This is a genomic window from Isoptericola halotolerans (assembly GCF_003003075.1).
GTDB classification, from domain to species: domain Bacteria; phylum Actinomycetota; class Actinomycetes; order Actinomycetales; family Cellulomonadaceae; genus Isoptericola; species Isoptericola halotolerans_A.
This window is the reverse complement of sequence record NZ_PVTX01000009.1, coordinates 112924-139603: the sequence shown is the minus strand read 5'-3', so window position 1 is coordinate 139603 and position 26680 is coordinate 112924. Positions and strand designations below refer to the sequence as shown.

24 protein-coding genes are annotated in these 26680 nt (G+C 73.1%); 23 read left to right on the top strand and 1 reads right to left on the bottom strand.

What is annotated here, in order from left to right:
- Positions 1-31: 31 nt before the first annotated feature.
- The 23 genes from argS (at position 32) to BCL65_RS13550 (ending at position 23672) form a co-directional block, all read left to right on the top strand.
- Positions 32-1717 carry an arginine--tRNA ligase gene (gene argS, locus BCL65_RS13660; protein WP_106268930.1) on the top strand — a complete coding sequence of 562 codons (1686 nt, stop codon included), beginning with the start codon at positions 32-34 and terminating at the stop codon, positions 1715-1717.
- A 38-nt stretch (positions 1718-1755) separates the two neighbouring features.
- On the top strand, positions 1756-3150 hold the full coding sequence (gene lysA, locus BCL65_RS13655; protein ID WP_243401063.1) for a diaminopimelate decarboxylase: 1395 nt from the start codon (positions 1756-1758) through the stop codon (positions 3148-3150).
- A gap of 124 nt (positions 3151-3274) precedes the next feature.
- On the top strand, positions 3275-4672 hold the full coding sequence (locus BCL65_RS13650; RefSeq protein ID WP_374956682.1) for a homoserine dehydrogenase: 1398 nt from the start codon (positions 3275-3277) through the stop codon (positions 4670-4672).
- A gap of 2 nt (positions 4673-4674) precedes the next feature.
- Positions 4675-5781 carry a threonine synthase gene (gene thrC / locus BCL65_RS13645; RefSeq protein WP_106268925.1) on the top strand — a complete coding sequence of 369 codons (1107 nt, stop codon included), beginning with the start codon at positions 4675-4677 and terminating at the stop codon, positions 5779-5781.
- Position 5782: 1 nt separating this feature from the next.
- A complete protein-coding gene (gene thrB / locus BCL65_RS13640) occupies positions 5783-6721 on the top strand; it encodes a homoserine kinase (protein ID WP_106268923.1) in 939 nt (312 codons plus the stop codon).
- A gap of 280 nt (positions 6722-7001) precedes the next feature.
- Positions 7002-8930 (top strand): transcription termination factor Rho, encoded by a 1929-nt coding sequence (gene rho, locus BCL65_RS13635; protein WP_106268921.1) that lies wholly within the window; start codon positions 7002-7004, stop codon positions 8928-8930.
- A 131-nt stretch (positions 8931-9061) separates the two neighbouring features.
- Complete coding sequence (gene rpmE / locus BCL65_RS13630; protein ID WP_106268919.1) at positions 9062-9268, top strand: 50S ribosomal protein L31; 207 nt, start codon at positions 9062-9064, stop codon at positions 9266-9268.
- A 132-nt stretch (positions 9269-9400) separates the two neighbouring features.
- A complete protein-coding gene (prfA, locus tag BCL65_RS13625) occupies positions 9401-10492 on the top strand; it encodes a peptide chain release factor 1 (RefSeq protein WP_106268917.1) in 1092 nt (363 codons plus the stop codon).
- Positions 10485-11471, top strand: a complete 987-nt coding sequence (gene prmC, locus BCL65_RS13620; RefSeq protein ID WP_106268915.1) for a peptide chain release factor N(5)-glutamine methyltransferase — start codon at positions 10485-10487, stop codon at positions 11469-11471. Before prfA ends, prmC begins: the two co-directional genes overlap by 8 nt.
- Positions 11472-11476: 5 nt before the next feature.
- Complete coding sequence (locus BCL65_RS13615; RefSeq protein ID WP_106269072.1) at positions 11477-12163, top strand: L-threonylcarbamoyladenylate synthase; 687 nt, start codon at positions 11477-11479, stop codon at positions 12161-12163.
- Positions 12160-13431, top strand: coding sequence for a glycosyltransferase family 4 protein (locus BCL65_RS13610; RefSeq protein WP_106268913.1), 1272 nt, complete (start codon positions 12160-12162; stop codon positions 13429-13431). The genes BCL65_RS13615 and BCL65_RS13610 overlap by 4 nt, the downstream gene beginning before the upstream one ends.
- Positions 13397-13885, top strand: coding sequence for a hypothetical protein (locus BCL65_RS13605; protein WP_106268911.1), 489 nt, complete (start codon positions 13397-13399; stop codon positions 13883-13885). Before BCL65_RS13610 ends, BCL65_RS13605 begins: the two co-directional genes overlap by 35 nt.
- A 179-nt stretch (positions 13886-14064) precedes the next feature.
- Positions 14065-14916, top strand: a complete 852-nt coding sequence (gene atpB / locus BCL65_RS13600) for a F0F1 ATP synthase subunit A (protein WP_106268909.1) — start codon at positions 14065-14067, stop codon at positions 14914-14916.
- Positions 14917-15014: 98 nt separating this feature from the next.
- Entirely contained in the window at positions 15015-15251 is a 237-nt protein-coding gene (locus BCL65_RS13595; protein WP_098464265.1) for an ATP synthase F0 subunit C, read from the top strand.
- Positions 15251-15838 (top strand): F0F1 ATP synthase subunit B, encoded by a 588-nt coding sequence (locus BCL65_RS13590; protein ID WP_106268907.1) that lies wholly within the window; start codon positions 15251-15253, stop codon positions 15836-15838. Before BCL65_RS13595 ends, BCL65_RS13590 begins: the two co-directional genes overlap by 1 nt.
- Positions 15838-16653, top strand: coding sequence for a F0F1 ATP synthase subunit delta (locus BCL65_RS13585; RefSeq protein ID WP_106268905.1), 816 nt, complete (start codon positions 15838-15840; stop codon positions 16651-16653). The genes BCL65_RS13590 and BCL65_RS13585 overlap by 1 nt, the downstream gene beginning before the upstream one ends.
- Before the next feature lie 79 nt (positions 16654-16732).
- Positions 16733-18361: a F0F1 ATP synthase subunit alpha gene (atpA, locus tag BCL65_RS13580; protein WP_106268903.1), complete on the top strand. Its 1629-nt coding sequence runs from the start codon at positions 16733-16735 to the stop codon at positions 18359-18361.
- A 4-nt stretch (positions 18362-18365) separates the two neighbouring features.
- Positions 18366-19265, top strand: coding sequence for a F0F1 ATP synthase subunit gamma (locus BCL65_RS13575; RefSeq protein ID WP_106268901.1), 900 nt, complete (start codon positions 18366-18368; stop codon positions 19263-19265).
- A gap of 67 nt (positions 19266-19332) precedes the next feature.
- A complete protein-coding gene (gene atpD, locus BCL65_RS13570) occupies positions 19333-20814 on the top strand; it encodes a F0F1 ATP synthase subunit beta (protein ID WP_106268899.1) in 1482 nt (493 codons plus the stop codon).
- A 97-nt stretch (positions 20815-20911) separates the two neighbouring features.
- Positions 20912-21199 carry a F0F1 ATP synthase subunit epsilon gene (locus BCL65_RS13565; RefSeq protein ID WP_106268897.1) on the top strand — a complete coding sequence of 96 codons (288 nt, stop codon included), beginning with the start codon at positions 20912-20914 and terminating at the stop codon, positions 21197-21199.
- Between the two features lie 13 nt (positions 21200-21212).
- Positions 21213-21629, top strand: coding sequence for a DUF2550 domain-containing protein (locus BCL65_RS13560; RefSeq protein ID WP_106268895.1), 417 nt, complete (start codon positions 21213-21215; stop codon positions 21627-21629).
- A 28-nt stretch (positions 21630-21657) separates the two neighbouring features.
- Complete coding sequence (gene nucS, locus BCL65_RS13555; protein WP_106268893.1) at positions 21658-22353, top strand: endonuclease NucS; 696 nt, start codon at positions 21658-21660, stop codon at positions 22351-22353.
- Between the two features lie 53 nt (positions 22354-22406).
- Positions 22407-23672, top strand: coding sequence for an N-acetylglucosamine-6-phosphate deacetylase (locus BCL65_RS13550; protein ID WP_106268891.1), 1266 nt, complete (start codon positions 22407-22409; stop codon positions 23670-23672).
- 3 nt (positions 23673-23675) lie between these two features.
- Here the strand turns inward: BCL65_RS13550 and BCL65_RS13545 are convergent, their stop codons facing one another.
- A complete protein-coding gene (locus tag BCL65_RS13545; protein WP_243401052.1) occupies positions 23676-26636 on the bottom strand; it encodes a beta-glucosidase family protein in 2961 nt (986 codons plus the stop codon).
- Positions 26637-26680 lie beyond the last annotated feature (44 nt).

The following is a 26680-nucleotide window of genomic DNA, read 5'->3' as shown; positions in this document are numbered from 1 at the left end:
GTCGCCGTGGGCGGGCCGATAGAATCCCCCGGTGACACCCGACGAGCTCTCGCAAGCACTCAGCACCGCCCTCGCCTCGGCCGTGGCCGACGGCGCCCTCGCGCTCCCCGCCGACGCGGTCCCGGCGTCGGTGCACGTGGAGCGACCCCGCCAGCGCGAGCACGGCGACTGGGCGACCAACGTGGCGCTGCAGCTCGCGAAGAAGGCGGGTACCTCGCCGCGAGCGCTCGCCGAGGAGCTCGCGTCCCGGCTGGGTGCGACGCCGGGCGTCCGGGCCGTGGAGGTCGCCGGTCCGGGGTTCCTCAACATCACGCTCGACGCGGCGGCGGCCGGTGAGCTCGCGCGCACGATCGTCGAGGCCGGCGGCGCCTACGGGCGCGGCGACTCCGAGGCCGGCAAGCGGGTCAACCTGGAGTTCGTCTCCGCGAACCCGACCGGGCCCATCCACATCGGCGGTGTGCGCTGGGCGGCCGTCGGCGACTCGCTGGCCCGGGTGCTCGAGGCGAGCGGCGCCGAGGTGGCACGCGAGTACTACTTCAACGACCACGGCGCGCAGATCGACCGCTTCGCACGCTCGCTGCTCGCGCGTGCGCGGGGCGAGGCGGCGCCCGAGGACGGCTACGGCGGCCAGTACATCTCCGAGATCGCGGACGCGGTGATCGCCGACGCCGTGGCCGCCGGCGAGCCCGACCCGCGCGAGCTGCCCGACGCCGAGGCCCAGGAGGTCTTCCGGGCCCGTGGCGTCGACCGGATGTTCGGGGAGATCAAGGCCTCGCTGCACGACTTCGGCGTCGACTTCGACGTGTACTTCCACGAGGACTCGCTGCACGAGTCCGGCGCGGTGGACCGTGCGGTCGCCCGGCTGCGGGACGCCGGCCGGATGTTCGACAAGGACGGCGCGACGTGGTTGCGCACCACCGAGTTCGGGGACGACAAGGACCGCGTGGTCCTCAAGTCCGACGGCGAGGCCGCCTACATCGCCGGTGACATCGCCTACTACCTCGACAAGCGCGAGCGGGGGTTCGACGAGGTCATCATCATGCTCGGCGCGGACCACCACGGGTACGTCGGGCGCATGATGGCGGTCTGCGCGGCGTTCGGCGACACGCCGGGCACGAACCTCCAGCTCCTCATCGGCCAGATGGTCAACCTGGTGAAGGACGGCCAGCCGGTCCGGATGTCGAAGCGGGCCGGGACCGTCGTCACGCTCGAGGACCTGGTTGACGCCGTCGGGGTGGACGCCGCCCGCTACTCGCTCGCCCGGTCGTCGGTCGACTCCACCATCGACCTCGACCTGGACCTGCTCACGCGGGCCACGAACGAGAACCCCGTCTACTACGTGCAGTACGCGCACTCGCGGACGTGCGCGGTGGACCGCAACGCGGCCGACCGCGACGTGTCCCGCGCGGACGGGTTCGACCCGGCGCTCCTCGACCACGCCACCGAGGCGGCGCTGCTCGGCCGGCTCACGGAGTTCCCGCGGATCGTGGCGCAGGCCGCCGAGCTCCGCGAGCCCCACCGGGTCGCGCGCTACCTCGAGGCGCTCGCCGGTGACTACCACACGTGGTACCAGCAGAAGGACCGCCGCGTCCTGCCGTACCCGGACGAGCCGGTCGAGGACCTGCACCGCACGCGTCTGTGGCTCAACGACGCGGTGCGTCAGGTGCTGGCCAACGGCCTCGGCCTGCTCGGCGTGACCGCGCCGGAGCGGATGTGAGCGCCGCGCCGGAGGCCGGCCGGTCCGCCGTCCTCCCGGTGGGCGGTCCGGGCGCGGCGGGCGCACCGTGGTCGTCGGGCGTCCGACGGCGCGCGGACGGCGAGGTCGAGGTCGCCGGCGTCCCGGTGAGCGAGCTGGCGGCCGCGCACGGCACCCCGGCCTACGTGCTGGACGAGGCCGACTTCCGCGCCCGGGCGCGGGCCTACCGGACGGCGTTCGAGTCCGCCTTCGCGGAGGTGGGTGCCGGCGTCGACGTCTACTACGCCGGCAAGGCGCTCCTCACGGTCGCCGTCGCGCGCTGGGCCACGCAGGAGGGGCTGCGCGTCGACACCGCCTCGGGCGGTGAGCTCGCGGTCGCGCTGCGGGCCGGCGTCCCGGGCGCCGCGATCGGGCTGCACGGCAACAACAAGTCCGACGCCGAGATCCTCGCCGCGCTCGACGCCGGCGTGGGCCGGCTCATCGTCGACTCGCTCGTGGAGATCGAACGCGTGGCGGACCTGGCGGCGTCGCGCGGGGTGGTCGCCCCGGTCATGGTGCGCGTCACCACGGGCGTCCATGCCGGCGGTCACGAGTACATCTCGACGGCCCACGAGGACCAGAAGTTCGGGCTGTCGGTGAACGCCGGGCCGGACGGCGGCACCTCGCCGGCGCTCGCGGCCCTCGAGGCGGTCGTGGCGCGGCCCGAGCTGGACCTGCTGGGCATCCACTCGCACATCGGCTCGCAGATCCTCGAGCCGTCGGGCTTCGAGGCGGCGGCGCGCGTGGTGCTGCAGCTGCGCGCCGACCTGGCGACCCGCACCGGGGCGCTCGTCGAGGAGGTCGACCTGGGCGGGGGGTACGGCATCGCCTACCTGCCGGGTGAGGAGCCGCTCGAGCCGGCACCGGTGGCCGTCTCGGTGGCGCAGGCCGTCGCGGCCGTCTCCCGCGAGCTCGGCACGCCCCTGCCGCGGTTCTCGATCGAGCCGGGGCGTGCGGTGGTCGGCCCGGCCGGGCTGACCCTCTACACGGTCGGGACGGTCAAGCCCGTCACGGTCTCGGCCCCGGCCGAGGACCCCGGTGCCGGTGCGACCTTCACCCGCCTGTACGTCTCCGTGGACGGCGGCATGAGCGACAACATCCGCCCGGCGCTCTACGGCGCGGACTACCACGCGGAGGTCGTGGGCCGGGCGTCCGCCGCCGGGACGGTGCTGGCCCGCGTGGTCGGCAAGCACTGCGAGAGCGGGGACGTCGTCGTGCACGAGGTCATGCTGCCTGCCGACGTGCGGGCCGGCGACCTGCTCGCGGTCCCGGCGACCGGCGCCTACGGCCGGTCGATGGCCTCGAACTACAACGGGCTGACGCGCCCACCCGTGGTGGCCGTGGCGGACGGCGCGTCCCGCGTCCTCGTCCGCCGGGAGACGCTCGAGGACCTCCTCGGGCTCGACCTCGGCTGACGAACGGGCCGACGGCCCGACCCGCGGCCCGGACGACGGCCCCACCATGCGGGACGGTGGGCCGCCGTCCGCCGGGCGTGGCTATCCTGAGCCACGTCCTCCCGATCTCGACCAAGGTGGTTTCGTGCCTGCTGCAGCTGACCAGCCCCCCGCGCCCGCGTCGTCGGGCGCCGCGCGGCCCGAGGCGCGACCCCTGCGGGTCGCCCTGCTCGGGTGCGGCGTGGTGGGGACCGAGGTGGCGCGCGGGCTGCTCGAGAACTCCGCCGAGCTGGCCGCGCGGGCCGGCGCCCCGCTGGAGGTCGTCGGTATCGCGGTCCGCGACGCCTCGCGGCCGCGCGAGGGGATCCCGGCCGGGCTGCTCACCGAGGACGCCGAGGGCCTGGTGGCCCAGGCCGACGTCGTGGTCGAGCTGATGGGTGGCATCGAGCCGGCCCGGACCCTCATCCTGAGCGCCCTCGCCCGCGGCGCCAGCGTGGTCACCGCGAACAAGCAGCTCCTCGCCGAGCAGGGACCGGTCCTGTTCGAGGCGGCGGACGACGCCCGGGCCGACCTGTCCTTCGAGGCGGCGGTCGCCGGCGCGATCCCGATCGTGCGGCCGGTGCGCGAGTCGCTCGCCGGGGACCAGGTCCAGCGCGTCCTGGGCATCGTCAACGGCACCACGAACTACGTCCTGGACGAGATGACCAGCCAGGGCCTCGACCTCGAGGACGTCGTCAAGCGGGCCCAGGAGCTCGGGTACGCGGAAGCCGACCCGACGGCCGACGTCGACGGGTTCGACGCCGCGGCGAAGGCGGCCATCCTCGCCTCCCTGGCGTTCCACACGCGCGTCTCGATCCACCAGGTCGCGCGGGAGGGCATCCGGGGCATCACGCGCGACGACGTCGACTGGGCGCGCCGGACCGGCTACGTGCTCAAGCTGCTCGCCATCGCGGAGCGGACGTCGGAGGGTGTGGCGGCTCGCGTGCACCCCGCCCTCGTGCCGACGGACCACCCGCTGGCAGCCGTCCGCGGCGCGTTCAACGCCGTCTTCGTGGAGGCCGAGTCCGCCGGTCCGCTGATGTTCTACGGGCAGGGTGCCGGTGGCCGGCCCACGTCGTCGGCCGTGCTCGGCGATCTGGTCTCTGCCGCCCGGGACCGGTTGGTGGGCGGCAAGGGGCCGCGCGAGTCGGCCTACGCCTCCCTGCCGGTGCTGTCGGCCGACGCCGCCGTGACGCGGTACCAGGTCCGTCTCGAGGTGGCCGACCGGACCGGTGTGCTCGCCCAGGTCGCCGGCGTCCTCGCCGACCACGGCGTCTCCATCGACACGGTGCGCCAGAGCGAGGCGCTGACCGCGTCCTTCGAGGCGGAGCCCGCCTCCGAGCCGGCCGCGGAGGTCGAGCCCGAGGAGACCGAACCGGTCGCGCGTCTGGTCATCACCACCCACGCCGCCCGCGAGGCGTCGCTGGCCGCGACCGTCGCGGCCCTGGACGGGCTCGAGCCCGTCCGCCAGATCACGTCCGTCCTGCGAGTCGAGGGAGTCTGAGAATGCCGGCACACCAGTGGCGGGGTGTCATCACCGAGTACGCCGACCGCCTGCCGGCCCACGTCGCCGCGAGCATCGTCACCCTGGGGGAGGGAGGCACCCCGCTCGTCGAGGCCCCTGCGCTCTCGGAGCGCACGGGTGCCGAGGTGTACGTCAAGGTCGAGGGCATGAACCCGACGGGCTCCTTCAAGGACCGCGGCATGACGACGGCGATGTCGGCCGCGGCCGGGCGCGGCGCGAAGGTCGTCGTGTGCGCCTCGACGGGCAACACCTCGGCGTCCGCGGCCGCGTACGCGACCCGGGCGGGCATGACCTGCGCCGTCCTCGTCCCCGAGGGCAAGATCGCCATGGGCAAGCTGAGCCAGGCCGTCGCCCACGGTGCCCGGCTGCTCCAGGTCGACGGCAACTTCGACGACTGCCTCGTGGTCGCCCGCAAGCTCGCCGAGGCCTATCCGGTCGAGCTGGTGAACTCCGTGAACCCCGACCGCATCGAGGGGCAGAAGACGGGGGCCTTCGAGGTGGTCGACGCCCTCGGTGACGCCCCGGACATCCACGCGTTGCCCGTGGGCAACGCCGGCAACATCACGGCCTACTGGAAGGGCTACCGCGAGTACGCGGGCATCCCCACCAGCGACGAGGGCCCCGGGGCGGCCCCGCAGGCCGTCGCCACCCGGACCCCGGCGATGTGGGGGTTCCAGGCGGCGGGCGCGGCACCCATCGTCAAGGGTCATCCCGTCGACCCCGAGACGATCGCCACGGCGATCCGGATCGGCAACCCGGCCTCCTGGGCGCAGGCGGAGGTCGCGCGCGACGATTCCGGCGGTGTCATCGAGGCCGTGTCGGACGAGGCGATCCTCGCGGCGCACCGGGTGCTCTCGGCCGACGTGGGCGTCTTCGTGGAGCCGGCGTCGGCGGCCGGCGTGGCCGGGGTGCTCTCGCGCGCCGAGCGCGGACTGGTCCCGGCCGGTGCCCGTGTCGTGATCACGGTGACGGGGCACGGGCTGAAGGACCCGCAGTGGGCGCTGCGGACGCTCGACGGCGGCGAGGTCACGCCGACCCGCGTGTCGGCCGACGTCGTGTCCGTCGCGGACGCGCTCGGGCTGGAGTGACATGAGGCTCGGAGCCGACCACGTCCTGGTCCGCGTCCCCGCCACGAGCGCGAACCTGGGGCCCGGCTTCGACGCGATGGGCCTCGCCCTGGGGCTGTACGACGAGATCGAGGTCCAGCTCGTCGCGAGCGACGAGGTCCGCGTCGACGTCGCGGGGGAGGGCGCCGGCGAGGTGCCCGGCGGTGCCGACCACCTCGTGGTCCGGGCGCTGCAGCACACCCTCGAGCTCGCCGGGGCCCCGTTGACCGGGGTCCACCTGCGGTGCACGAACCGGATCCCGCACGGTCGTGGCCTGGGATCGTCCGCGGCGGCCGTCGTCTCGGGGATCGTGGCGGCACGCGGACTGCTCGCCGACCCGCAGGCGCTCGACGCCCGGACGATGCTCGGCGTCGCGACGGAGTTCGAGGGTCACCCGGACAACGCCGCCCCGGCGCTGCGCGGCGGCGCCACGCTGGCGTGGTCCGGTGCGGACGGGCCCCGTGCCGTGGACCTGGAGGTCGACCCGCGGATCCGGGCGACGGTGCTCGTCCCGGACGTCCGGCTCGCCACCAGCCGTGCGCGGGGCGTGCTCCCCGGGCACGTGCCGCACGCCGACGCGGCGTTCACGGCCGGCCGTGCCGCGCTGCTGGTCGAGGCGCTCGCGCGGCGTCCCGAGCTGCTGCTCGACGCGACCGAGGACCGGCTGCACCAGGAGTACCGGGCCGGGGTCATGGCGGGCACGGCGGAGCTCGTCCGCTCGCTGCGCGCCGCCGGGCTGGCGGCGACCGTCTCGGGAGCGGGACCCACGGTGCTGGTGCTCACCACCGCCGACGCCGGACCGGAGCTCGAGTCGGCGCTGCGCGACCTGCTGGGCGATCCGCGCGGCGGTGCCGGCTGGCACGTCGGGCACCCGGCGATCGACACGTCCGGCACCACGTGTCGGAGCCTGCCGCATGAGTGATAGCATGAAGCAAGCCTTCAGGATCGACCACGACGGCACCCACCCCACCCTGCGCCGCGCTCACGCGCGCATCGTCGCAGTCCGGGAGTGTCAGGGCGCGGCGGCAGCCACATCGCTACCGACGTCCCGTGCAGAAGGCCGACAGCAACCCCGTCAGCCGACGTCGTCGTACCACTGACGTGAGGTTCCGCGTCCAGGCGCCCCCCTGCGCCCGGACGCCCACCACCCCGGTCCGTGCGGATGAAACCGCCGGACCGCATACGAGGGGGAAGGGTCCTTCGTGACGAACACCACCGACAACCTGAGCTCGATGAAGCTTGCCGAGCTCCAGGCGCTGGCGTCCCAGATGGGCGTCAAGGGCACGAGCCGCATGCGCAAGGGCGACCTCGCCGAGACCATCCGCGCGAAGCGTGGTGGCGCGTCGGGCTCGCAGCCCACCACCGAGAAGCGTCCCGCCCAGCAGGGTGGCCCCGCCGTGGCCGAGGCCCCGGCCGTCGAGCAGGCCTCGTCCGCCGCTCCGGTCGCGGCGGCGTCCACCGGGACGCCGACGGTGCGCACCGATGCCCAGGCCGAGTCCGGCCAGCGCCGCCGGCGCGCCACGCGCCCGACCGGCTCCTCGGTCGACACCGGCACCGACCGGTCCGGCGGCAGCGCGTCCGGCGAGAGCGGCGCGGACCGCGAGGCGCGCCTCGCCGAGCTGGCCGACGCCGTGGCCGCACCCCGCGAGCGCGGGCAGCGCCAGCGGGGCGAGCGGCAGCCCAACCAGGGCGCCGGTCAGGGCGGCCAGAGCAGCCCGACCGCCACCAAGGGCTCCGACCAGGGTGCAGACGCCGACGACCGGGGCCAGCACGACCGCCAGCGTCCCGGCGACCCGCAGGACCGGAACGGCTCGCGCCGCCGTCGGGGGCGCGACCGCGGCCGCGACCGCAAGCGCAACCGCGGCGGCCAGGGTGGCGGTCGGGGCGGCAACGCCCCCGACCTCGGCCCCGAAGAGGTCGAGGTCCGCGACGACGACGTCCTGATCCCCGTCGCGGGCATCCTCGACATCCTCGACAACTACGCGTTCGTGCGTACGAGCGGCTACCTGCCCGGCCCGAAGGACGTCTACGTCTCGCTCAACCAGGTCCGCAAGTCGGGCCTGCGCCGCGGTGACGCCGTCGTCGGCGCGATCCGTCAGCCGCGCGAGGGCGAGGAGCCGCCCAGCGGCGGCACCCAGACCGGCAAGAACGTGCGCAGCAAGTTCGCGGCGCTCGTGCGGCTCGACTCCGTCAACGGCATGACGCCGGACGAGGCGCGCCAGCGGCCCGAGTTCACCAAGCTCACGCCGCTGTACCCGCAGGACCGGCTCCGCCTGGAGAACCCCGAGGCGACCCGGCTCACGCCGCGCGTCATCGACATCGTCGCCCCGATCGGCAAGGGCCAGCGTGGTCTCATCGTGTCGCCGCCCAAGGCCGGCAAGACGATCATCATGCAGCAGATCGCCAACGCGATCACCGCGAACAACCCCGAGGTCCACCTCATGGTGGTGCTCGTGGACGAGCGGCCCGAAGAGGTCACCGACATGGAGCGGACGGTCAAGGGCGAGGTCATCGCCTCGACGTTCGACCGCCCCGCCTCGGACCACACGATCGTCGCCGAGCTGGCCATCGAGCGCGCCAAGCGTCTCGTCGAGCTGGGTCAGGACGTCGTCGTGCTGCTCGACTCCATCACCCGCCTGTCGCGCGCCTACAACCTGGCTGCTCCGGCGTCGGGCCGCATCCTCTCCGGTGGTGTGGACGCCGCGGCGCTCTACCCGCCGAAGAAGTTCTTCGGCGCCGCCCGGAACATCGAGGAGGGCGGCTCGCTGACCATCCTCGGCTCCGCGCTGGTCGAGACGGGTTCGAAGATGGACGAGGTGATCTTCGAGGAGTTCAAGGGCACCGGCAACATGGAGCTGCGCCTGTCCCGCAACCTCGCGGACAAGCGGATCTTCCCGGCGGTGGACGTCAACGGGTCCGGCACGCGCCGCGAGGAGATCCTGCTGTCGAAGGACGAGCTCGGGATCGTCTACAAGCTGCGGCGCGTCATGGGTGCGCTGGACCAGCAGCAGGCGATCGAGCTCCTGCTCGGCCAGCTCCGCAAGACCAAGACCAACGTCGAGTTCCTCCTGCACGTGCAGAAGACGACGCCGGCGGGTCTGTCGCACGACGACCCCGGGGAGACCGTCTGACGTCGCTCGACGTCATCACAGCGGGGAATACTCCAGGCGCGCACGCGTTCTGGCACAATGGTTCGTCGGCCGACCGGTTCACGGCTCGCTGTCCTGCGAGGCGACCCGGCGGCATCACACCAAGGAGCATCATGAAGTCCGGAATCCACCCCGAGTACGTCGTCACCGAGGTGACCTGTACCTGCGGCAACACGTTCACCACGCGCAGCACCGAGAAGTCCGGCAAGATCGCCGCCGACGTCTGCAGCGCCTGCCACCCGTTCTACACGGGCAAGCAGAAGATCCTGGACACCGGTGGCCGCGTCGCCCGGTTCCAGGCCCGCTACGGCAAGAAGTAGCCACCCCGCAGCGCCGGTGGTCCGCCCGACAACCTCTCCAGGGGCAGTCGGACGTCGGACCACCGGCGCTGTCGTGTCTCCGCACCGTGGGTACGGGACCGCTCGTGCCCATGACGAGAGAGAAGAGATGACGTGACGGAAGACTTCGCGGTGGCGGAGCCGCTCCTCGCCGAGCACGCCGAGATCGAGCGTGCGCTGGCGGACCCGGCGGTGCACGCCGACGCCGGGCGCGCCCGGACGCTCGGGCGGCGGTACGCCGAGCTCAACCGCGTCGTCGGCGCCTACCGGGGGTGGCAGGCCGCACGGGACGACGCCGAGGCGGCCGCCGAGCTGGCCCGCGACGACGCGTCGTTCGCCGCCGAGCTGCCGGACCTGCGGTCGGCGCTGGACCGCGCGGCCGAGCACCTGCGACGCGTGCTCGTCCCGCGCGACCCGGACGACGGCCGCGACGTCATCCTCGAGATCAAGGCGGGGGAGGGCGGCGACGAGTCCGCGCTCTTCGCCGGTGACCTGCTGCGGATGTACCTGCGGTACGCCGAGCGCCACGGCTGGAGCACGCAGGTCCTGGAGGCCACGGACACCGAGCTCGGCGGGTACAAGGACGTCCAGGTCGCGATCAAGTCGAAGGGCACGCCGCAGGACCCCGGCGACGGCGTCTGGGCCCACCTCAAGTACGAGGGTGGCGTGCACCGGGTGCAGCGCGTGCCCGTCACGGAGTCGCAGGGCCGCATCCACACCTCGGCCGCGGGCGTGCTCGTCTTCCCGGAGGTCGACGACCCCGGCGAGGTCGAGATCGACACGAACGACCTGCGAATCGACGTGTACCGGTCCTCCGGCCCGGGTGGTCAGTCCGTCAACACGACCGACTCCGCCGTGCGCATCACCCACCTGCCGACCGGCATCGTCGTGTCGATGCAGAACGAGAAGTCGCAGCTGCAGAACAAGGAACAGGCGATGCGCGTGCTCCGGGCGCGCCTGCTCGCCGCGCAGCAGGAGGAGGCGGCCGCCGCGGCGGCGGACATCCGCCGGTCGCAGATCCGGACCGTCGACCGGTCGGAGCGGATCCGCACCTACAACTTCCCGGAGAACCGCATCGCGGACCACCGCACGGGCTACAAGGCGTACAACCTCGACCACGTGCTGGCGGGGGAGCTCGACCCGGTGGTGCAGTCGGCGATTGACGCCGACGAGGCGGCCCGGCTGGCCGCGGCCGGCGATGCCTGACCCACGCGTGCCGGAGCTGCGCACGGCCGCCCTGCTCCGCACGGCGACGGGGACGCTCGCCGCGGCCGCGGTACCGTCGCCGCGGGTGGACGCCGAGGTCCTGCTCGCGCACGTGCTCGGCGTCGACCGGGGCGAGGTGCGGCGCCGGGCGCTGCTGGACGCCCCCGTCGCGCCCGACGGCGGCACCCCGGACGCCGTCGCCGTCGCCGCACGCTTCGACCGTCTCGTGGCGCGCCGCGCCCGCCGGGAGCCGCTGCAGCACCTCACCGGGCTCGCCCCGTTCCGTCACCTCGAGCTGGCGGTGGGGCCGGGGGTGTTCGTGCCCCGTCCGGAGACGGAGGAGGTCGCCCAGGTGGCGATCGACGCGGCCGCCCGCACCGTCGCCGACCGCGGCAGCGCCGTCGTCGTCGACCTGTGCACCGGGTCCGGCGCGATCGCGCTGGCCGTCGCGACGGAGGTGCCGGGAGCGGTGGTCCACGCCGTCGAGCTGGACGCCGCCGCCCACGGGTGGGCCGCACGCAACGTCGAGGCGACGTCGGAGCAGCGGGGTGCCGCCGTCGTGCACCTGGTGCGCGGCGACGCCCGCACGGCCCTGACCGAGCTCGACGGGACCGTCGACGTCGTGGTCTCCAACCCGCCGTACGTGCCGCCGGGCGCGGTACCGCACGACCCGGAGGTCGCGGACCACGACCCGGCCGTCGCCCTCTACGGGCTGGGCACGGACGGCCTCGAGGTCCCGCGCGGGGTGACGGCCGCGGCCGTCCGGCTGCTGCGGCCCGGCGGGCTCTACGTCATGGAGCACGCCGAGGTCCAGGCCGAGCAGGCCCGCGCGACGGCGGCCGGCGCGGGGCTGGTCGACGCGACCACCCGTGCCGACCTCACCGGCCGGCCCCGGATGGTCGTCGCCCGGCAGGCGTCCGGGACCGTGCCGGGCCGTGCGCCGGGCGCCCCGCGAACCGTGACAGACTGGGACGTGTGAGCAGCGTGCACGACGTCACCGACGCGAACACCTGGGGACCCGGCATCGACGAGGCGGTCAACGCGATCTCCCGCGGTGGCCTGGTGGTCCTCCCCACCGACACCGTCTACGGCATCGGGGCCGACGCCTTCGACGCCGACGCGGTCGCCGCGCTCCTGGCGGCGAAGGGCCGGGGGCGCCAGATGCCGCCACCGGTCCTCGTGCCGGACGCGCGCACCCTCGACGGGCTGGCGACCGAGGTGCCCGACGCCGCGCGCGCCCTCGTCGAGGCGTTCTGGCCCGGCGGCTTCACCATCATCCTGCGCGCCCAGCCGTCGCTCCAGTGGGACCTGGGCGAGACGAACGGCACCGTGGCGCTGCGCATGCCGGACCACGAGGCCGCGCTCGCGCTGCTGCGCCGGACCGGGCCGCTCGCGGTCTCCAGCGCCAACCGCACCGGTCGTCCCGCGGCGCTCGAGGCCGCCGACGCCCTCGAGCAGCTCGGCGACGCCGTCACGTGCTACCTCGACGGCGGGACCGCGCCCGGCGGCGTGGCCTCGACCATCGTCGACGCGACCGGCGAGCACCTGCGCGTCGTGCGCGACGGCGCCGTGTCCCTGGAGCAGCTCCGTGCGGTCGCGCCCGTGCTGGGCGCGGGCGAGGAGCCCGGCGGGGACACGGGCGAGGAGCAGGGCGAGGTGCCGGCCGGGTGAGGGCGTACCTCCTGGTCATGCTGATCGCCGCGGCGGTGACCTACCTGGCCACCCCCGGTGCCCGGTGGGTCGCCAACAGGACGAACGCGATCTCCGCCGTCCGGGCCCGGGACGTCCACGTGCTGCCGACGCCGCGCCTCGGCGGCCTGGCGATGCTGCTGGGGATCGTCGTCGCCGTGCTCCTCGCCGGCCAGATGCCGTTCCTCGACGGGGTGGCCGAGGAGCCGCAGGTGCTCGGCATCGTCGGGGGCGCGGTCATCGTCTGCCTGCTCGGGTGGGCCGACGACGTCTGGGACCTCGACTGGATGACCAAGCTGGCCGGCCAGGTCCTCGCGGCCGGCTTCATGGCGTTCAACCAGGTCCAGCTCACGTCGCTGCCCACCCCCGGCGGGCTCACGATCCCGTCGGCCAGGCTGTCGTTGTTCGTGACCGTGCTCGTCGTCGTCGTGGCGATGAACGCCGTGAACTTCGTCGACGGGCTCGACGGGCTGGCGGCGGGCATCGTGGCGATCGGTGGTTCGGCGTTCTTCCTGTACACCTACTCGCTCACCACGCAGGCGAGCCCGACGGACTTCTCGAGCCTCGCGGCCATGATGACGGCCGTGCTGGTGGGCGTGTGCCTCGGCTTCCTGCCGCACAACTTCTATCCGTCGCACATCTTCATGGGCGACTCCGGGTCGATGGTGCTGGGCCTGGTGTTCGCCGGTGCCGCGATCTCGGTGACCGGGCGGATCGACCCGACGATCACCGACGCGCTGTCCGGCGCCCAGCGTGCGCCGCTGTTCATCCCGCTGCTGCTGCCGCTCGCCGTGGTGATGCTGCCGCTGCTCGACATGACGATGGCCGTGGTCCGGCGGCTGGCCGCGGGCAAGTCGCCCATGGCCCCGGACCGGATGCACCTGCACCACCGGATGCTGGCGCTCGGGCACTCGCACCGCCGCGCCGTGCTGATCCTCTACGTCTGGACGGCGGTGTTCGCGTTCGGCGCGTCGGCGTTCGTCCGGTGGCGCTGGCAGGTGGTCCTCGTCTGGCTGCTCGTCGCGGTCGTCGTCGCCCTCCTGCTGACGCTCGGCCCGCTGCGCACGCGGGGCCGCTTCCTGGACGACGACGTCGCCTCGGGCGCGCTGCCCACCGCCCGGGCGGTCGCGGCCGCGCAGGCGGCGCAGACCGCTCAGGTCGCCCGGGGCGCAGGACCACCTCCCACCGTGACACCGCAGCCGAAGGAGTCGGACCATGACCGCACAGCCACCCGTCCCGGACAACCCTGACGAGACCGCGGACCAGCAGCCCGCTACGTCGGGGCGCTCGTTCGACGAGGTCCAGGCCGGCGAGCGGGCCATGCTGCGCCGCGCCATGCGGTCCACGCTGCTCCTCGTCGGCGCGCTGGTGGTCCTCGGCTGCGCCGTGGGAGCGCTCGTCGCCGGACTGCCTGGTGTCTGGGGCGCTCTCGTGGGCGCCGGCCTCGCCGCGTTCTTCTGCGGCACGACCGTCTGGTCGATGCAGCGCACGGTGGGCAAGCCCCCGACGGTCATGGCGGGTGTGGTCATGGGTGCGTGGCTGGCGAAGATCGTGGTGCTGGTCGTCGTCCTGGCCGTGCTGCGGGGTGCCGACTTCTACGACCCGTACGTGCTCTTCGTCGTGCTGGCGATCGGGGCGATCGGTTCCGCGCTGCTCGACTACCAGGCGGTCAAGGGCGCTCGCATCCCCTACGTCCAGACCTGAGCGCCGCGTCGTCGCCCGTGTCGGGACGGCGCGCCGGTCGAAGAAAGTGCCGTCGTTCACAAGGCGCAGGATTCCAGCCTCGGTCGGCCGTGGAGAGTGTCGGAGCACGGCCGAGCATCCGGTAGGCTGTACCCGAATCCATGACGGCCAGGTCCGACGGCGTGCCCACTCCGTGGGGTATGCGCCGAGAAGACCATCGACCTCCGGGAGTCCTCCTGTTTACGTCAGCGACCCCCACGCTGCTCGCCGCCACCGAAGGTGAGGGCGGCTTCCACGTGCCGTCCATCGACGAGTTCTTCCCCCCGGCGATCCTGTTCGAGGACACGATCTTCCAGATCGACCGGATCTGGATCATCCGCGTCGTCGCGATGATCTTCCTGCTCACGGTCTTCGTCGTGGCCGCTCGCCGGGCCAAGCTCGTGCCCGGTCGCTTCCAGGGCGCGATCGAGATGATCCTCGACTTCGTCCGGGTCCAGATCGCGGAGGAGATCCTCGGCAAGGTGAACGCACGGCGCTTCGTGCCGATGCTGACGACCATCTTCCTGGCGATCCTCGTCTTCAACCTCACGGGTGTGATCCCGTTCCTCAACATGGCCGGCACCGCCCGGATCGGCCTGCCGCTGGTGCTCGCCCTGTGGGTCTTCGTGACCTACTGGTGGGTGGGCATCCGGCAGCACGGGCTGGGCGGCTACCTGAAGAACAACCTGTTCCCGCCGGGGATCCCGTGGCCGATCTACCTGATCGTCACGCCGATCGAGGCGCTGCAGATCCTCGTGGTCCGCCCGCTCTCGCTCGCGCTGCGACTCGCGGCCAACATGATCGCCGGGCACATCATGCTCGTGCTGTGCTTCGCCGCGACGCAGTTCTTCCTGCTCGAGGCGGCCCCGGCTCTCAAGGGGATCGGTGCGCTGACGCTCGTCGGCGGGTTCGCCATCACCCTGTTCGAACTTCTGGTCGCGGGGCTGCAGGCGTACATCTTCGCCCTGCTCGCCGCGGTCTACATCTCCCTGTCGCTGGAGGAGGAGCACTGACCCTCCGGTCGGCTCCCTGACTCGACAACGCCCACCACACCAAGACGCAAGTCAGCGACGTCGGACCGCCGGTCCGACGCCCAACGGAAGGAAACCCAGTGGACGTCACCACCCTCGCCGAGGTCACCGGTAACCTCAACGCTGTCGGCTACGGCCTCGCCGCCGTCGGCCCCGGCATCGGTCTCGGTATCCTCATCGGCAAGACCATCGAGGGCATGGCCCGCCAGCCCGAGGTCGCCGGCCAGCTGCGCGCCACCATGTTCCTCGGTGTCGCGTTCGTCGAGCTCCTCGCGCTCCTCGGTCTCGTCGCCGGCTTCCTCTTCCCGGCCGCGTGATGGCGGCGGCGCACACCGCCGCCCCGATCATCGTGGCGGCGGAGGACACGGCAGCGGAGGGGATCGACCTCTTCCTGCCTGCCTGGTACGACATCATCTGGTCGTCGGTCGTCATGATCGTCATCGCCGTCGTCTTCTACAAGTACGTGCTGCCTCGGTTCCAGGCTGTCCTGGACGAGCGCACGGCGAAGATCGAGGGAGGACTCGCGAAGGCCGAGAAGGCGCAGGAGGAGGCCGCGGCAGCGCTGGCGGAGTACCACCAGCAGCTGGCCGAGGCCCGCGCCGAGGCGTCGAGGACCCGCGAGGAGGCACGTGCCGAGGGCACGGCCATCGTCGCGGAGCTGAAGACGAAGGCCAACGAGGAGGCGTCGCGCATCGTCGAGACCGCGCACCGTCAGATCGAGGCCGAGCGCCAGTCCGCGGCGGTCTCGCTGCGGGCCGAGGTGGGCACGCTGGCCACCGAGCTGGCGTCGAAGATCGTCGGCGAGTCCCTCGAGGACTCCGCCCGCCAGTCGCGCGTGGTCGACCGGTTCCTCGACGAGCTCGAGGCCGACCAGTCGGCGACGACGAGCGTCAAGGAGGTCTGATGCGAGGGACGAGCGGAGCATCGCTGGCAGCGGCCCAGGAGCGGTTCGAGCCGGTGCTGCGGTCTGCGGCCGGCGAGTCGGTCACGCTCGGCGAGCAGCTGTTCGCCGTGGTGACCGCTCTCGACGGGTCCGCTGCGCTGCGCCGCTCGCTCGGGGACCCGTCGCGGAACGGCGAGGACAAGGCACGTGTCGTGTCGGCCGTGCTGGCCGGCGGGTTCGACGAGCGCGTGGTCGACCTCGTGTCGGGTCTCGCCCGGTCGCGCTGGTCGCACGACGCCGACCTGGTCGACGCCGTCGAGCGCCTCGGCGTCGACGCGCTGCTGGCCGGGGCCGAGTCGCGGGGTGCGCTGGAGACGGTGGAGGACGAGCTCTTCCACCTGACGCGTGCGCTGGTCGGTCAGCGTGACGCCCGGCAGATCCTGTCGGACGAGACCACCGACCCGGCCCGCCGCACGGCACTGGTCGACGCGCTGGTCGAGGGCAAGGTCGACGAGGTCACGCTGGCGCTGGTGCGTCGCGCCACCACGACGCTGCGGGGTCGCCGGTTCGTGCCGACCCTCACCTGGTACGGGGACGTGGCGGCCGAACGTCGCCGGCGCCTCGTCGCCACCGTGACGAGCGGCTCGGTGCTGACCGTGGCACAGGAGCAGCGTCTCGGCGAGATCCTCGAGCGCGCCTACGGCCGCCCCGTGCAGCTCAACGTGACGGTCGACCCGGCCGTCGTCGGCGGGCTGCGAATCCAGGTCGGCGCAGACGTCGTCGACTCCACCGTGCTGTCCCGCCTGGCTGACGCCCGTCGCCGGCTGGCCGGCTGATCCATTCGACGCCCAGCCGGCCACCGGTCGGCGCAGATGAACGTTCGGTCGCAGACGCGGCCACGACAGGAGAAGAGCAATGGCTGAGCTGACGATCAGGCCGGAGGAGATCCGCGCCGCTCTGGACAGCTTCGTGAAGTCCTACGAGCCCGAGGGCGCGGTGACCGAGGAGGTCGGTCGCGTCACCTTCGCCGCCGACGGTATCGCCAACGTCGAGGGCCTTCCCGGCGCCATGGCCAACGAGCTGCTCCGTTTCGAGGACGGCACGCTGGGCCTCGCGCTGAACCTGGACGTCCGCGAGATCGGTGTCGTCGTCCTCGGCGAGTTCACCGGCATCGAGGAGGGCCAGGAGGTCCGCCGCACCGGCGAGGTGCTCTCGGTCCCGGTGGGCGAGGGCTACCTGGGTCGCGTCGTCGACCCGCTGGGCAACCCGATCGACGGCCTCGGCGAGGTCGAGACCGACGGACGTCGCGCCCTGGAGCTCCAGGCGCCCGGCGTCATGCAGCGCAAGTCGGTGCACGAACCGCTGCAGACCGGCATCAAGGCGATCGACTCGATGATCCCCGTGGGCCGCGGCCAGCGACAGCTGATCATCGGTGACCGCCAGACCGGCAAGACGGCGATCGCGGTCGACACCATCATCAACCAGAAGGCCAACTGGGAGTCCGGCGACCCGACGAAGCAGGTTCGCTGCATCTACGTCGCCATCGGTCAGAAGGGCTCGACGATCGCCTCGGTGCGCGGTGCGCTCGAGGAGGCCGGCGCCCTCGAGTACACGACGATCGTGGCCGCGCCGGCGTCCGACCCGGCCGGCTTCAAGTACCTCGCCCCCTACACGGGCTCGGCCATCGGCCAGCACTGGATGTACGACGGCAAGCACGTCCTCATCATCTTCGACGACCTGTCGAAGCAGGCCGACGCCTACCGTGCCGTCTCGCTGCTCCTGCGTCGTCCGCCGGGCCGTGAGGCGTACCCCGGTGACGTCTTCTACCTGCACTCCCGCCTGCTGGAGCGTTGCGCGAAGCTCTCGGACGAGCTCGGTGCCGGCTCGATGACGGGCCTGCCGATCATCGAGACCAAGGCGAACGACGTGTCCGCCTTCATCCCGACCAACGTCATCTCCATCACCGACGGGCAGATCTTCCTGCAGTCGGACCTCTTCAACGCCGACCAGCGCCCGGCGGTCGACGTCGGTATCTCCGTCTCCCGAGTCGGTGGTGACGCGCAGGTCAAGGCCATGAAGAAGGTCTCCGGCACGCTGAAGCTCGAGCTCGCCCAGTACCGCTCGCTCGAGGCGTTCGCCATGTTCGCCTCCGACCTCGACGCGGCCTCGCGCGGCCAGCTCGCCCGTGGTGCGGTGCTGATGGAGCTGCTCAAGCAGCCGCAGTACACGCCGTACCCCGTCGAGGAGCAGGTCGCGTCCATCTGGGCCGGCACCAAGGGCAAGCTCGACGACGTCCCGGTGCCGGACGTCAAGCGGTTCGAGTCCGAGCTGCTCGACCACCTGCGCCGCAACACCGACGTCTTCGGCACGATCGAGAAGACCGGCAAGCTCGAGCAGGACACCGAGGACGCGCTCGCCGCGGCTGTCGACGACTTCCGCAACGGGTTCCTCAAGGGTGATGGCAGCCCGCTCGTCGGTGGCGACACCGCGGCGGAGCAGTCCGACGTCGAGCAGGAGCAGCTCGTCGTGCAGAAGAAGGCCTGATCGTATGGCCGGAGGATCCCAGCGCGTCTACAAGCAGCGGATCAAGTCGACGCAGTCGCTGAAGAAGATGTTCCGCGCGCAGGAGCTGATCGCGGCGTCCCGCATCAGCAAGGCGCGGGGGCGCACCGCGGCGGCGGCGCCGTACGAGCGGGCGATCACCCGCGCCGTCTCGGCGGTCGCGACGCACACGTCGACCGACCACCCGTTGACGAGCGAGCGGCCCGACACGAACCGTGTCGCGGTCCTCGTGATCGCGTCGGACCGTGGCATGGCCGGCTCCTACTCGGCGTCGCTCATCCGTGAGTCGGAGCGTCTCGTCGCCCAGCTGACGGCGGAGGGCAAGGACGTCGCCCTCTACGCCGCCGGCCGGCGGGCGATCTCGTTCTACCGCTACCGCGGGCGCGAGCTGGCCGGGCAGTGGTCGTACGGCTCGGACCACCCGCAGTCGGACACGGCCGCGGAGATCGCGGACACGCTGCTCGGAGCGTTCCTCGCGCCGGTGGCCGAGGGTGGTGTGGGTGAGCTGCACGTCGTGTACACGCAGTTCGTCAACATGGTCACCCAGCGGCCGCGCGTCGTGCGGATGCTGCCGCTCGAGGTCGTCGAGGGCGTCGCCGTCCCCGGCGAGCACGAGACGCTGCCGCTCTACGACTTCGAGCCGTCCCCCGAGCAGGTGCTCGACTCCCTGCTCCCGAGGTACGTGCGCAGCCGGATCTTCAGCTTCATGCTCGACGCCGCGGCCTCCGAGCTGGCCTCCCGCCAGCGCGCGATGCACACGGCGACGGACAACGCCGAGGACCTGATCCGTACCTACACGCGCCTGGCGAACCAGGCCCGCCAGGCGGACATCACCCAGGAGATCAGCGAGATCGTCTCGGGTGCCGACGCCCTCGCGGCATCGTGACGACCACCCGCGCACGACGCCGTCGACCGACGAACTCACACCCGAACCTTTCGAAGCGAGGCAAGCAATGACCGCCACTACCGTGGAATCACGCGGCGCGGCCCCGGCTGAGCCGGCAACTGGCCGTGTTGCCCGCGTGATCGGCCCTGTCGTCGACATCGAGTTCCCCGAGGACTCGATCCCCGACATCTACAACGCCCTGACCGTCGAGCTGGACCTGACGGGGATGGGCGAGGGGGAGAACAAGTTCACCCTCACGCTCGAGACCGCCCAGCACCTCGGCGACTCGTTGATCCGCGCGATCGCGCTGAAGCCGACCGACGGTCTCGTCCGCGGCGCCGTGGTCACGGACACCGGCGAGCCGATCTCCGTGCCCGTCGGTGACGTCACCAAGGGCAAGGTCTTCAACGTCACGGGCGACGTCCTCAACCTCGCCGAGGGCGAGAAGTTCGAGGTCACCGAGCGCTGGCCGATCCACCGCAAGCCGCCGGCCTTCGACCAGCTCGAGTCGAAGACTCAGATGTTCGAGACCGGCATCAAGTCCATCGACCTGCTGACCCCGTACGTCCAGGGCGGCAAGATCGGTCTCTTCGGTGGTGCGGGCGTCGGCAAGACCGTCCTCATCCAGGAGATGATCCAGCGTGTCGCTCAGGATCACGGTGGTGTGTCGGTGTTCGCCGGTGTCGGCGAGCGCACCCGTGAGGGCAACGACCTGATCGCCGAGATGGACGAGGCCGGTGTCTTCGACAAGACCGCCCTCGTCTTCGGCCAGATGGACGAGCCGCCGGGCACGCGTCTGCGCGTGGCGCTCTCGGCGCTGACGATGGCGGAGTACTTCCGCGACGTGAAGAAGCAGGACGTGCTGCTCTTCATCGACAACATCTTCCGCTTCACGCAGGCGGGCTCCGAGGTCTCGACGCTGCTCGGCCGCATGCCGTCCGCGGTGGGCTACCAGCCGAACCTCGCGGACGAGATGGGCATCCTGCAGGAGCGCATCACCTCGACGCGCGGTCACTCGATCACCTCGCTGCAGGCGATCTACGTCCCGGCCGACGACTACACGGACCCGGCGCCGGCCACGACGTTCGCCCACCTGGACGCGACGACCGAGCTGTCGCGAGAGATCGCCTCGAAGGGTCTGTACCCGGCGATCGACCCGCTCACCTCGACGTCCCGGATCCTGGACCCGCGGTACGTGGGTCAGGAGCACTACGAGGTCGCGACCACGGTCAAGCAGATCCTCCAGCGCAACAAGGAGCTGCAGGACATCATCGCGATCCTCGGCGTGGACGAGCTCTCGGAGGAGGACAAGACGCTGGTGGCGCGTGCGCGTCGTATCCAGCAGTTCCTCTCCCAGAACACCTACATGGCCAAGAAGTTCACCGGCGTCGAGGGTTCGACCGTGCCGCTGAGCGAGACCATCGAGGCGTTCAAGAAGATCTCCGAGGGCGAGTACGACCACGTGGCCGAGCAGGCCTTCTACAACATCGGTGGGCTCGAGGACCTCGAGCAGAACTGGGCGCGGATCCAGAAGGAGTACGGGGCCTGAGCCCTCGTCCTCGGACGCCCCCGCGTCGTCCTGCCGGCCCGGCAACGGGCCGGCAGGACGACCTCCCATCCTCGACTGAAGAACTCTGGAGCCCGACATGGCAGAGCTGAACGTCGACCTCGTCGCAGCCGACCGCAAGGTCTGGTCCGGCGCGGCGCGCGAGGTCAGCGCACCGTCCGCCGACGGTCAGATCGGCATCCTCGCCGGCCACACGCCGCTGCTCGCCGTGCTGCGGCCGGGCATCGTGAAGGTCTCCACCGCACCTGGACAGGTGGCGGTCGAGGCGCAGGTCAGCGGAGGCTTCGTCTCGGTGGACGCGAACGTCGTCACGATCGTCGTCGACGAGATCACCGAGGTCTCCGGCCGCGAGAGCGCGCTGGCCTGAGGCGGGGAGCACGGTGGGGTACGCGCTCGGGATCGTCATCACGATCGCGGTGGTGCTCGCCCTCGGGCTGGTGCTCGGAGCGTCGCGCCTGCACACGCTCTCGCGCCGCGTGGGCTCGTTCCCGTGCGGTGCGAGGCCTGCCCGACCGCAGGCACCGTGGTCGGCCGGCATCGCCCAGTACGGGGTGGGCCGGATCGACTGGTGGCGCTGCTGGTCGCTCGCGCCGCGACCGACCCGCACCTGGCACCGCGACCGGCTCACCGTGACCGGTCGTGCGCCGCTGGACCAGGCCGGCCAGGTGGACCAGTACCTGGTCCGTTGCCGCTACGACGGCGTGGACTTCGAGCTGACGATGTCGTCCGGCGCGTACGCCGGTCTCGCGTCGTGGCTCGAGTCCGCCCCTCCGGGTCGCCGCGGCCTCGTCGTCTGACCGACCACACAGCACCCGAAGGGGGACCGTGCGACTCGTCGTCGCTCGCTGCTCGGCTCGCTACACCGGCCGACTCACCGCGCACCTGCCGCAGGCCACCCGGCTGCTCGTCGTCAAGAGCGACGGCAGCGTGCTGCTGCACTCCGACGGCGGGTCGTACAAGCCGCTGAACTGGATGAGCCCGCCCTGCACGCTCGCGGTCTCCGCGCCGGACGCCGAAGCCGCGGCCCGCGGGGTGACCGCCGTGTGGACGGTGCAGCACCAGAAGTCGGACGACCGCCTGGAGATCGACCTGCACGAGGTGCACCACGACTCGTCGCACGACCTGGGCGTGGACCCGGGGCTCGTGAAGGACGGCGTCGAGGCGCACCTGCAGGAGCTGCTCGCCGCCCAGATCGAGCTCCTCGGGACGGGGCACACCCTCGTGCGCCGCGAGTACATGACGGCGATCGGCCCGGTCGACATCCTCGCGAAGCACCCCGACGGCGGCACGGTGGCCGTCGAGATCAAGCGCCGGGGCGACATCGACGGTGTCGAGCAGCTCACGCGCTACCTGGACCTGCTGAACCGGGACCCGCTGCTGGCCCCGGTGCGCGGCGTCTTCGCCGCACAGGAGATCAAGCCGCAGGCCCGGGTGCTCGCCACGGACCGGGGGATCGGTTGCCTCCTCCTGGACTACGACGCGATGCGAGGCGTGGACGACCCGGAGTCCCGCCTCTTCTAGGCTGTTTGGCAGGGCAGTTTCCTAACCCCGCGGGCGTGGTGCAGGATGGAGGGATGGCCCTCGAACCCACGCCCGTGCCGACGGATCCTCCCGCCGCGCCCGCTGTCTTCGCCGTCCGCGGGGACGTCGTCACGCCCACGGGGCTGGTCCCGGACGCCGCCGTCGTGGTCGCCGGCGACCGCATCGTCTGGGTCGGGCCGCTGGAGGACGCGGCTGCCGCGGGCGTCGGCGACGCGGTGCTGGCCGCGGAGGAGCCGCCCCCGGGGACCTACGTGCTCCCGGGTCTGGTGGACCTTCACGACCACGGGGGTGGGGGCGCCAGCTTCCCGGACGCCACGACCTACGACGAGGCGCTCACCGCGGTGCACCAGCACCGCCGGCACGGCACGACGACGATGCTCGCCTCGCTGGTCACGGCCGACCGCGCGACGCTCCTGGACCGGGCCGCGCTCCTGGCCGACCTGGCCGACGCCGGAGAGCTGGCCGGGATCCACGCGGAGGGCCCGTTCCTGGCGCCCGCCCGACGCGGGGCGCACGACCCCGCCCACCTGCTGGCGGGCGACGTCACGCTGGTGCGCGAGCTGGTGGAGGCGGCCCGCGGGCACCTGCGGACGATGACCGTCGCCCCCGACGTCGAGGGCGTCGCGGGGGCGGGCGGAGTGGCCGACGCGCTGGTGCGCGCCGGCGTCGTCCCGTCGATCGGCCACACCGACGCGACGACGCAGGAGGCCGAGGACCTGGTCGCCCAGGTCGTCGCGCGGCTGCGGGAGGCCGAGGTGCCGCGGCGCATGACGGCGACGCACCTGTTCAACGCCATGCGGCCGCTGCACCACCGGGAAGCGGGCCCGATCCCCGCGTGCCTGGCCGCGGCGCGCCGGGGCGACCTGGTCGTGGAGCTCGTCGCGGACGGCGTGCACCTCGACCCTGCGCTGGTCCGTACGGTGCTCCAGACGGTGGGCGTCGACCAGGTCGCGCTCGTCACCGACGCGATGGCCGCCGCCGGCATGGCGGACGGCGCTTACGAGCTCGGTCCGATGTCGGTCACCGTGACCGACGGCGTCGCCCGTGTCGTCGACGCGGACCACCCCGAGGGTGGCGCGATCGCCGGCGGCACCGCCCACCTCGTCGACGTCGTCCGTGCCACGGTGGCGGCGGGCGTCCCGCTCGCCGCGGCGGTGCGGTGCGCCTCGTGGGTGCCGGCCGGGGTGCTGGGGCTCGACGACGTCGGCGGGCTCGTCGCCGGTCGACGCGCCGACCTCGTCGTGACCGATCGCGACCTGGCGGTGCGGCACGTGTGCCGGGGCGGGCGGACGGTCTGAGGCTCAGGCGCTGATCGCCGCGAGCCGTGCCCCCGGGGGGAGGGTGACCCGGACGTCGACGGGCCCCACGGGCGCCTCGTGCAGCGCTGCCGCAGCCTCCTGCCAGCGGTAGCGGCTGTCGACGCCCACGGGTCGCGGCACAACGGCGGTCGCGAGGGGAAGCCACGGAGCGTGCCGCTCCCCGGCGGGCCGCCAGTCCAGGCGCACCGGGGAGGCGGCGGTCCGGGTGGCGGCGAGGCGCAGGCGCGCGGTGCTGCACCCGTCGAGGTCCACTCCGTCGTACCGCACGACGCCCGGCGACCCGCCGGCGGGGACCTCGACGCAGGCTCCGGCCTCCCGGCTCAGGTCGCCGACGACGACGCCGGTGCCGGCGTGGAACGCGTGGGCCTGCAGCGGTTCGTCCACGATCCTGCGCACCCGCGGGGCCGAGCCCGTGACGCGGAGCGCGGCCCGGACCGGCAGCTCCGCGGCGGAGGTCCCCGCCGCCACGGTGTACGACCCGGGCTGGACGCGCAGCGCCCCGGCGTGGACCCAGTCCGCCGGGGCGCCGGGCAGCAGCTCGGCCACGTCCCAGACGGCGAGCCGCGCGACGTCGAAGGCCAGCGTCACCTCGCGGGCCTCGCCCGGCTCCAGCACCACGCGCTCGTGGGCGACGAGCAGCCGCCGCGGACCGGGCACGGGGAGCTCGCCGGCCAGCACGTAGAGCTGCACGAGCTCGTGCGCGGGCCGGGCGCCGGTGTTGCGCAGCGAGACCCGTGCCCGGACGCTGCGTGCCGGGGCCGCCGGGACGTCGCCGTACGCCGGGTGCGCGTGCGTGGGGGCGGGGGCGTCGACGTCGGACCGCTCGAGGACCAGGTCGGTGTACTCGACCGTCGTGTAGGTCAGTCCGTGCCCGAACGCGAAGGCGGGCTCGGCGTCGGCGAACCGGTAGGTGGCGTGCTGGTCGGCCAGGTCGTGGTCGAGCAGGTCCCCCGGGTCGGCCCCCGCGGCGGGCCAGGTCTGGGCGAGGCGGCCGGCGGGCTCCACGTCACCGGCGAGCACGTCGCCGATCCCGTGCCCCAGCTCCTGGCCGCCGTGACAGGACCACAGGACCGCGCGGGCGTCGGCAGTCTCTGCGCCCAGCACGTACGGGTAGCTCGAGACGAGGGCCAGGACGGCGTCGGGGTGCGCCTCGCGGGCCGTGCGCCACACCTCGACCGCGGCGTCGGGCAGGCGCAGGTGCGGACGGTCCTCCGTCTCCCGGCCGGCCAGGTGGGGGTCGTTGCCGACCACCACGACGACGGCGTCGGCCCCGGCGGCCGCCGTGGCGACGTCGGCGTGGCCCGAGCGGACGGTGCGCGCGGTGAAGCGTTCCGCCTCGGCGGGGGAGTGCGCCTCCGCGACGACGAGGCCGGAGCCGTGCTGCACACGCAGCCACCGGCCGGAGCCGACGTGCTGGAGGGACCAGGTGCCGTCGGTGTGGTGGTGGCGGCGGAAGCTCTCCTGGGCGACCCAGCCGCCGACCCGCGTGGCGGTGGCGCGCACGATCCATCCGGCACCCGTCAGCAGGCGGTCCCGGGCCACCGCGCGCAGCGTGAGCAGGCCGTCTCCCCAGTCGGTGACCTCGAGGTGGGTGGCGGGCGCCGCGTCGGGTGACGAGGCCGCCAGCACCGGACCGGCGTCGCCGTCCTCGCTGACCGTCAGGTAGGCGTGCGCCGTGGTCGAGCGCAGCGCCACCACGTCCGCGCCGGTCGCCACGGTGACCTCCGCACCGGGCCACCGCTCGCGGAGCGCGGCGGCGACGTCCACCGCGTAGGGCGGCGTGCCGGAGTACCAGTCGGTGAGCACGCGGTCGGCGAGCGGGCCGACGACGGCGACACGGGTCGGCGCTGCCGGCCTCCCGAGCGGCAGGACGCCCTCGTTGCGCAGCAGCACGACGGCGCGGGACGAGGCCTCCTGCGCGAGCGTCCGGTGAGCAGGCAGGTCGAGCGCGTCCGGCCCGATCCGGGCGTACGGGTCGGCGTCGCCGTCGAGCTCGCCGGTGCGCAGGCGCAGCTCGAGGAGCCGGAGCACGGCCCGGTCGACGTCCTCGGCGGTGAGGAGCCCGCGGTCCAGGGCCGCGGTGATCCGCGCGACGGTGGGTCCGGCGTCGGCGTCGTTGTCGGTGAAGGAGTCCACGCCGGCGCGCAGGGCCGCCGCGTGGGAGGTGACGTGGTCGTCGAAGTAGCGCTCGCCGGTGACCAGGTTGGTGGGCGCCGCGGCGTCGGAGACCACGGCGAGCGAGCCGTCGAGCGATGCGTCGGCCCAACGGCGCAGCTCGTCGAACAGCTCGCCGGAGACGTGGCAGGGCCGGCCGTCGACGAGGTTGTAGGCAGGCATGACGGCTCCGACCGCACCCGCCTCGACCGGTCCGCGGTACGCGGCCAGCTCGTGCTCGTGCAGGGTGCGCAGCGTCAGGTTCGAGCTCGTCACGGCGCGGTCGGTCTCGTGGCCGTAGGCGAGGAAGTGCTTGAGCGTCGGGACCGTCTTCCAGACCGCCGGGTGGTCGCCGCGCAGGCCGGCGGCGAAGGCGCCGCCGAGGTGGGCCGTGAGGTGGGCGTCCTCCGACCAGCCCTCCTCGGTGCGGCCCCAGCGGGGATGGCGCAGCGGGTTCACGACCGGTGCCCACACGTTGAGGCTGATCGTGGGGTCGGCAGCGTGCTTGGCCCGCACCTCGGTCGCGACGGCGTCGCCGACCCGGCGCAGGAGCTCGGTGTCCCAGGTCGCGGCGAGGCCCACCGGCTGCGGGAACACCGTCGCCGTGCCCAGCCAGGCCACCCCGTGGAGGCCCTCGGTGCCGGTGCGGAACGGGGCCAGCCCCAGACGCTCGACGCCGGGGGAGACCTGGTGGAGCATGGCGACGCGCTCGCCCGGGTCGAGCCGCCCGAGCAGGTCGCGCGCACGGTCGTGCAGGGGCAGCGTGGGGTCGCGGAACGGGTGGGTCACGACGGCGTGATCCTTTCCATCAAGGTCGAAACGGTTCGACTGCA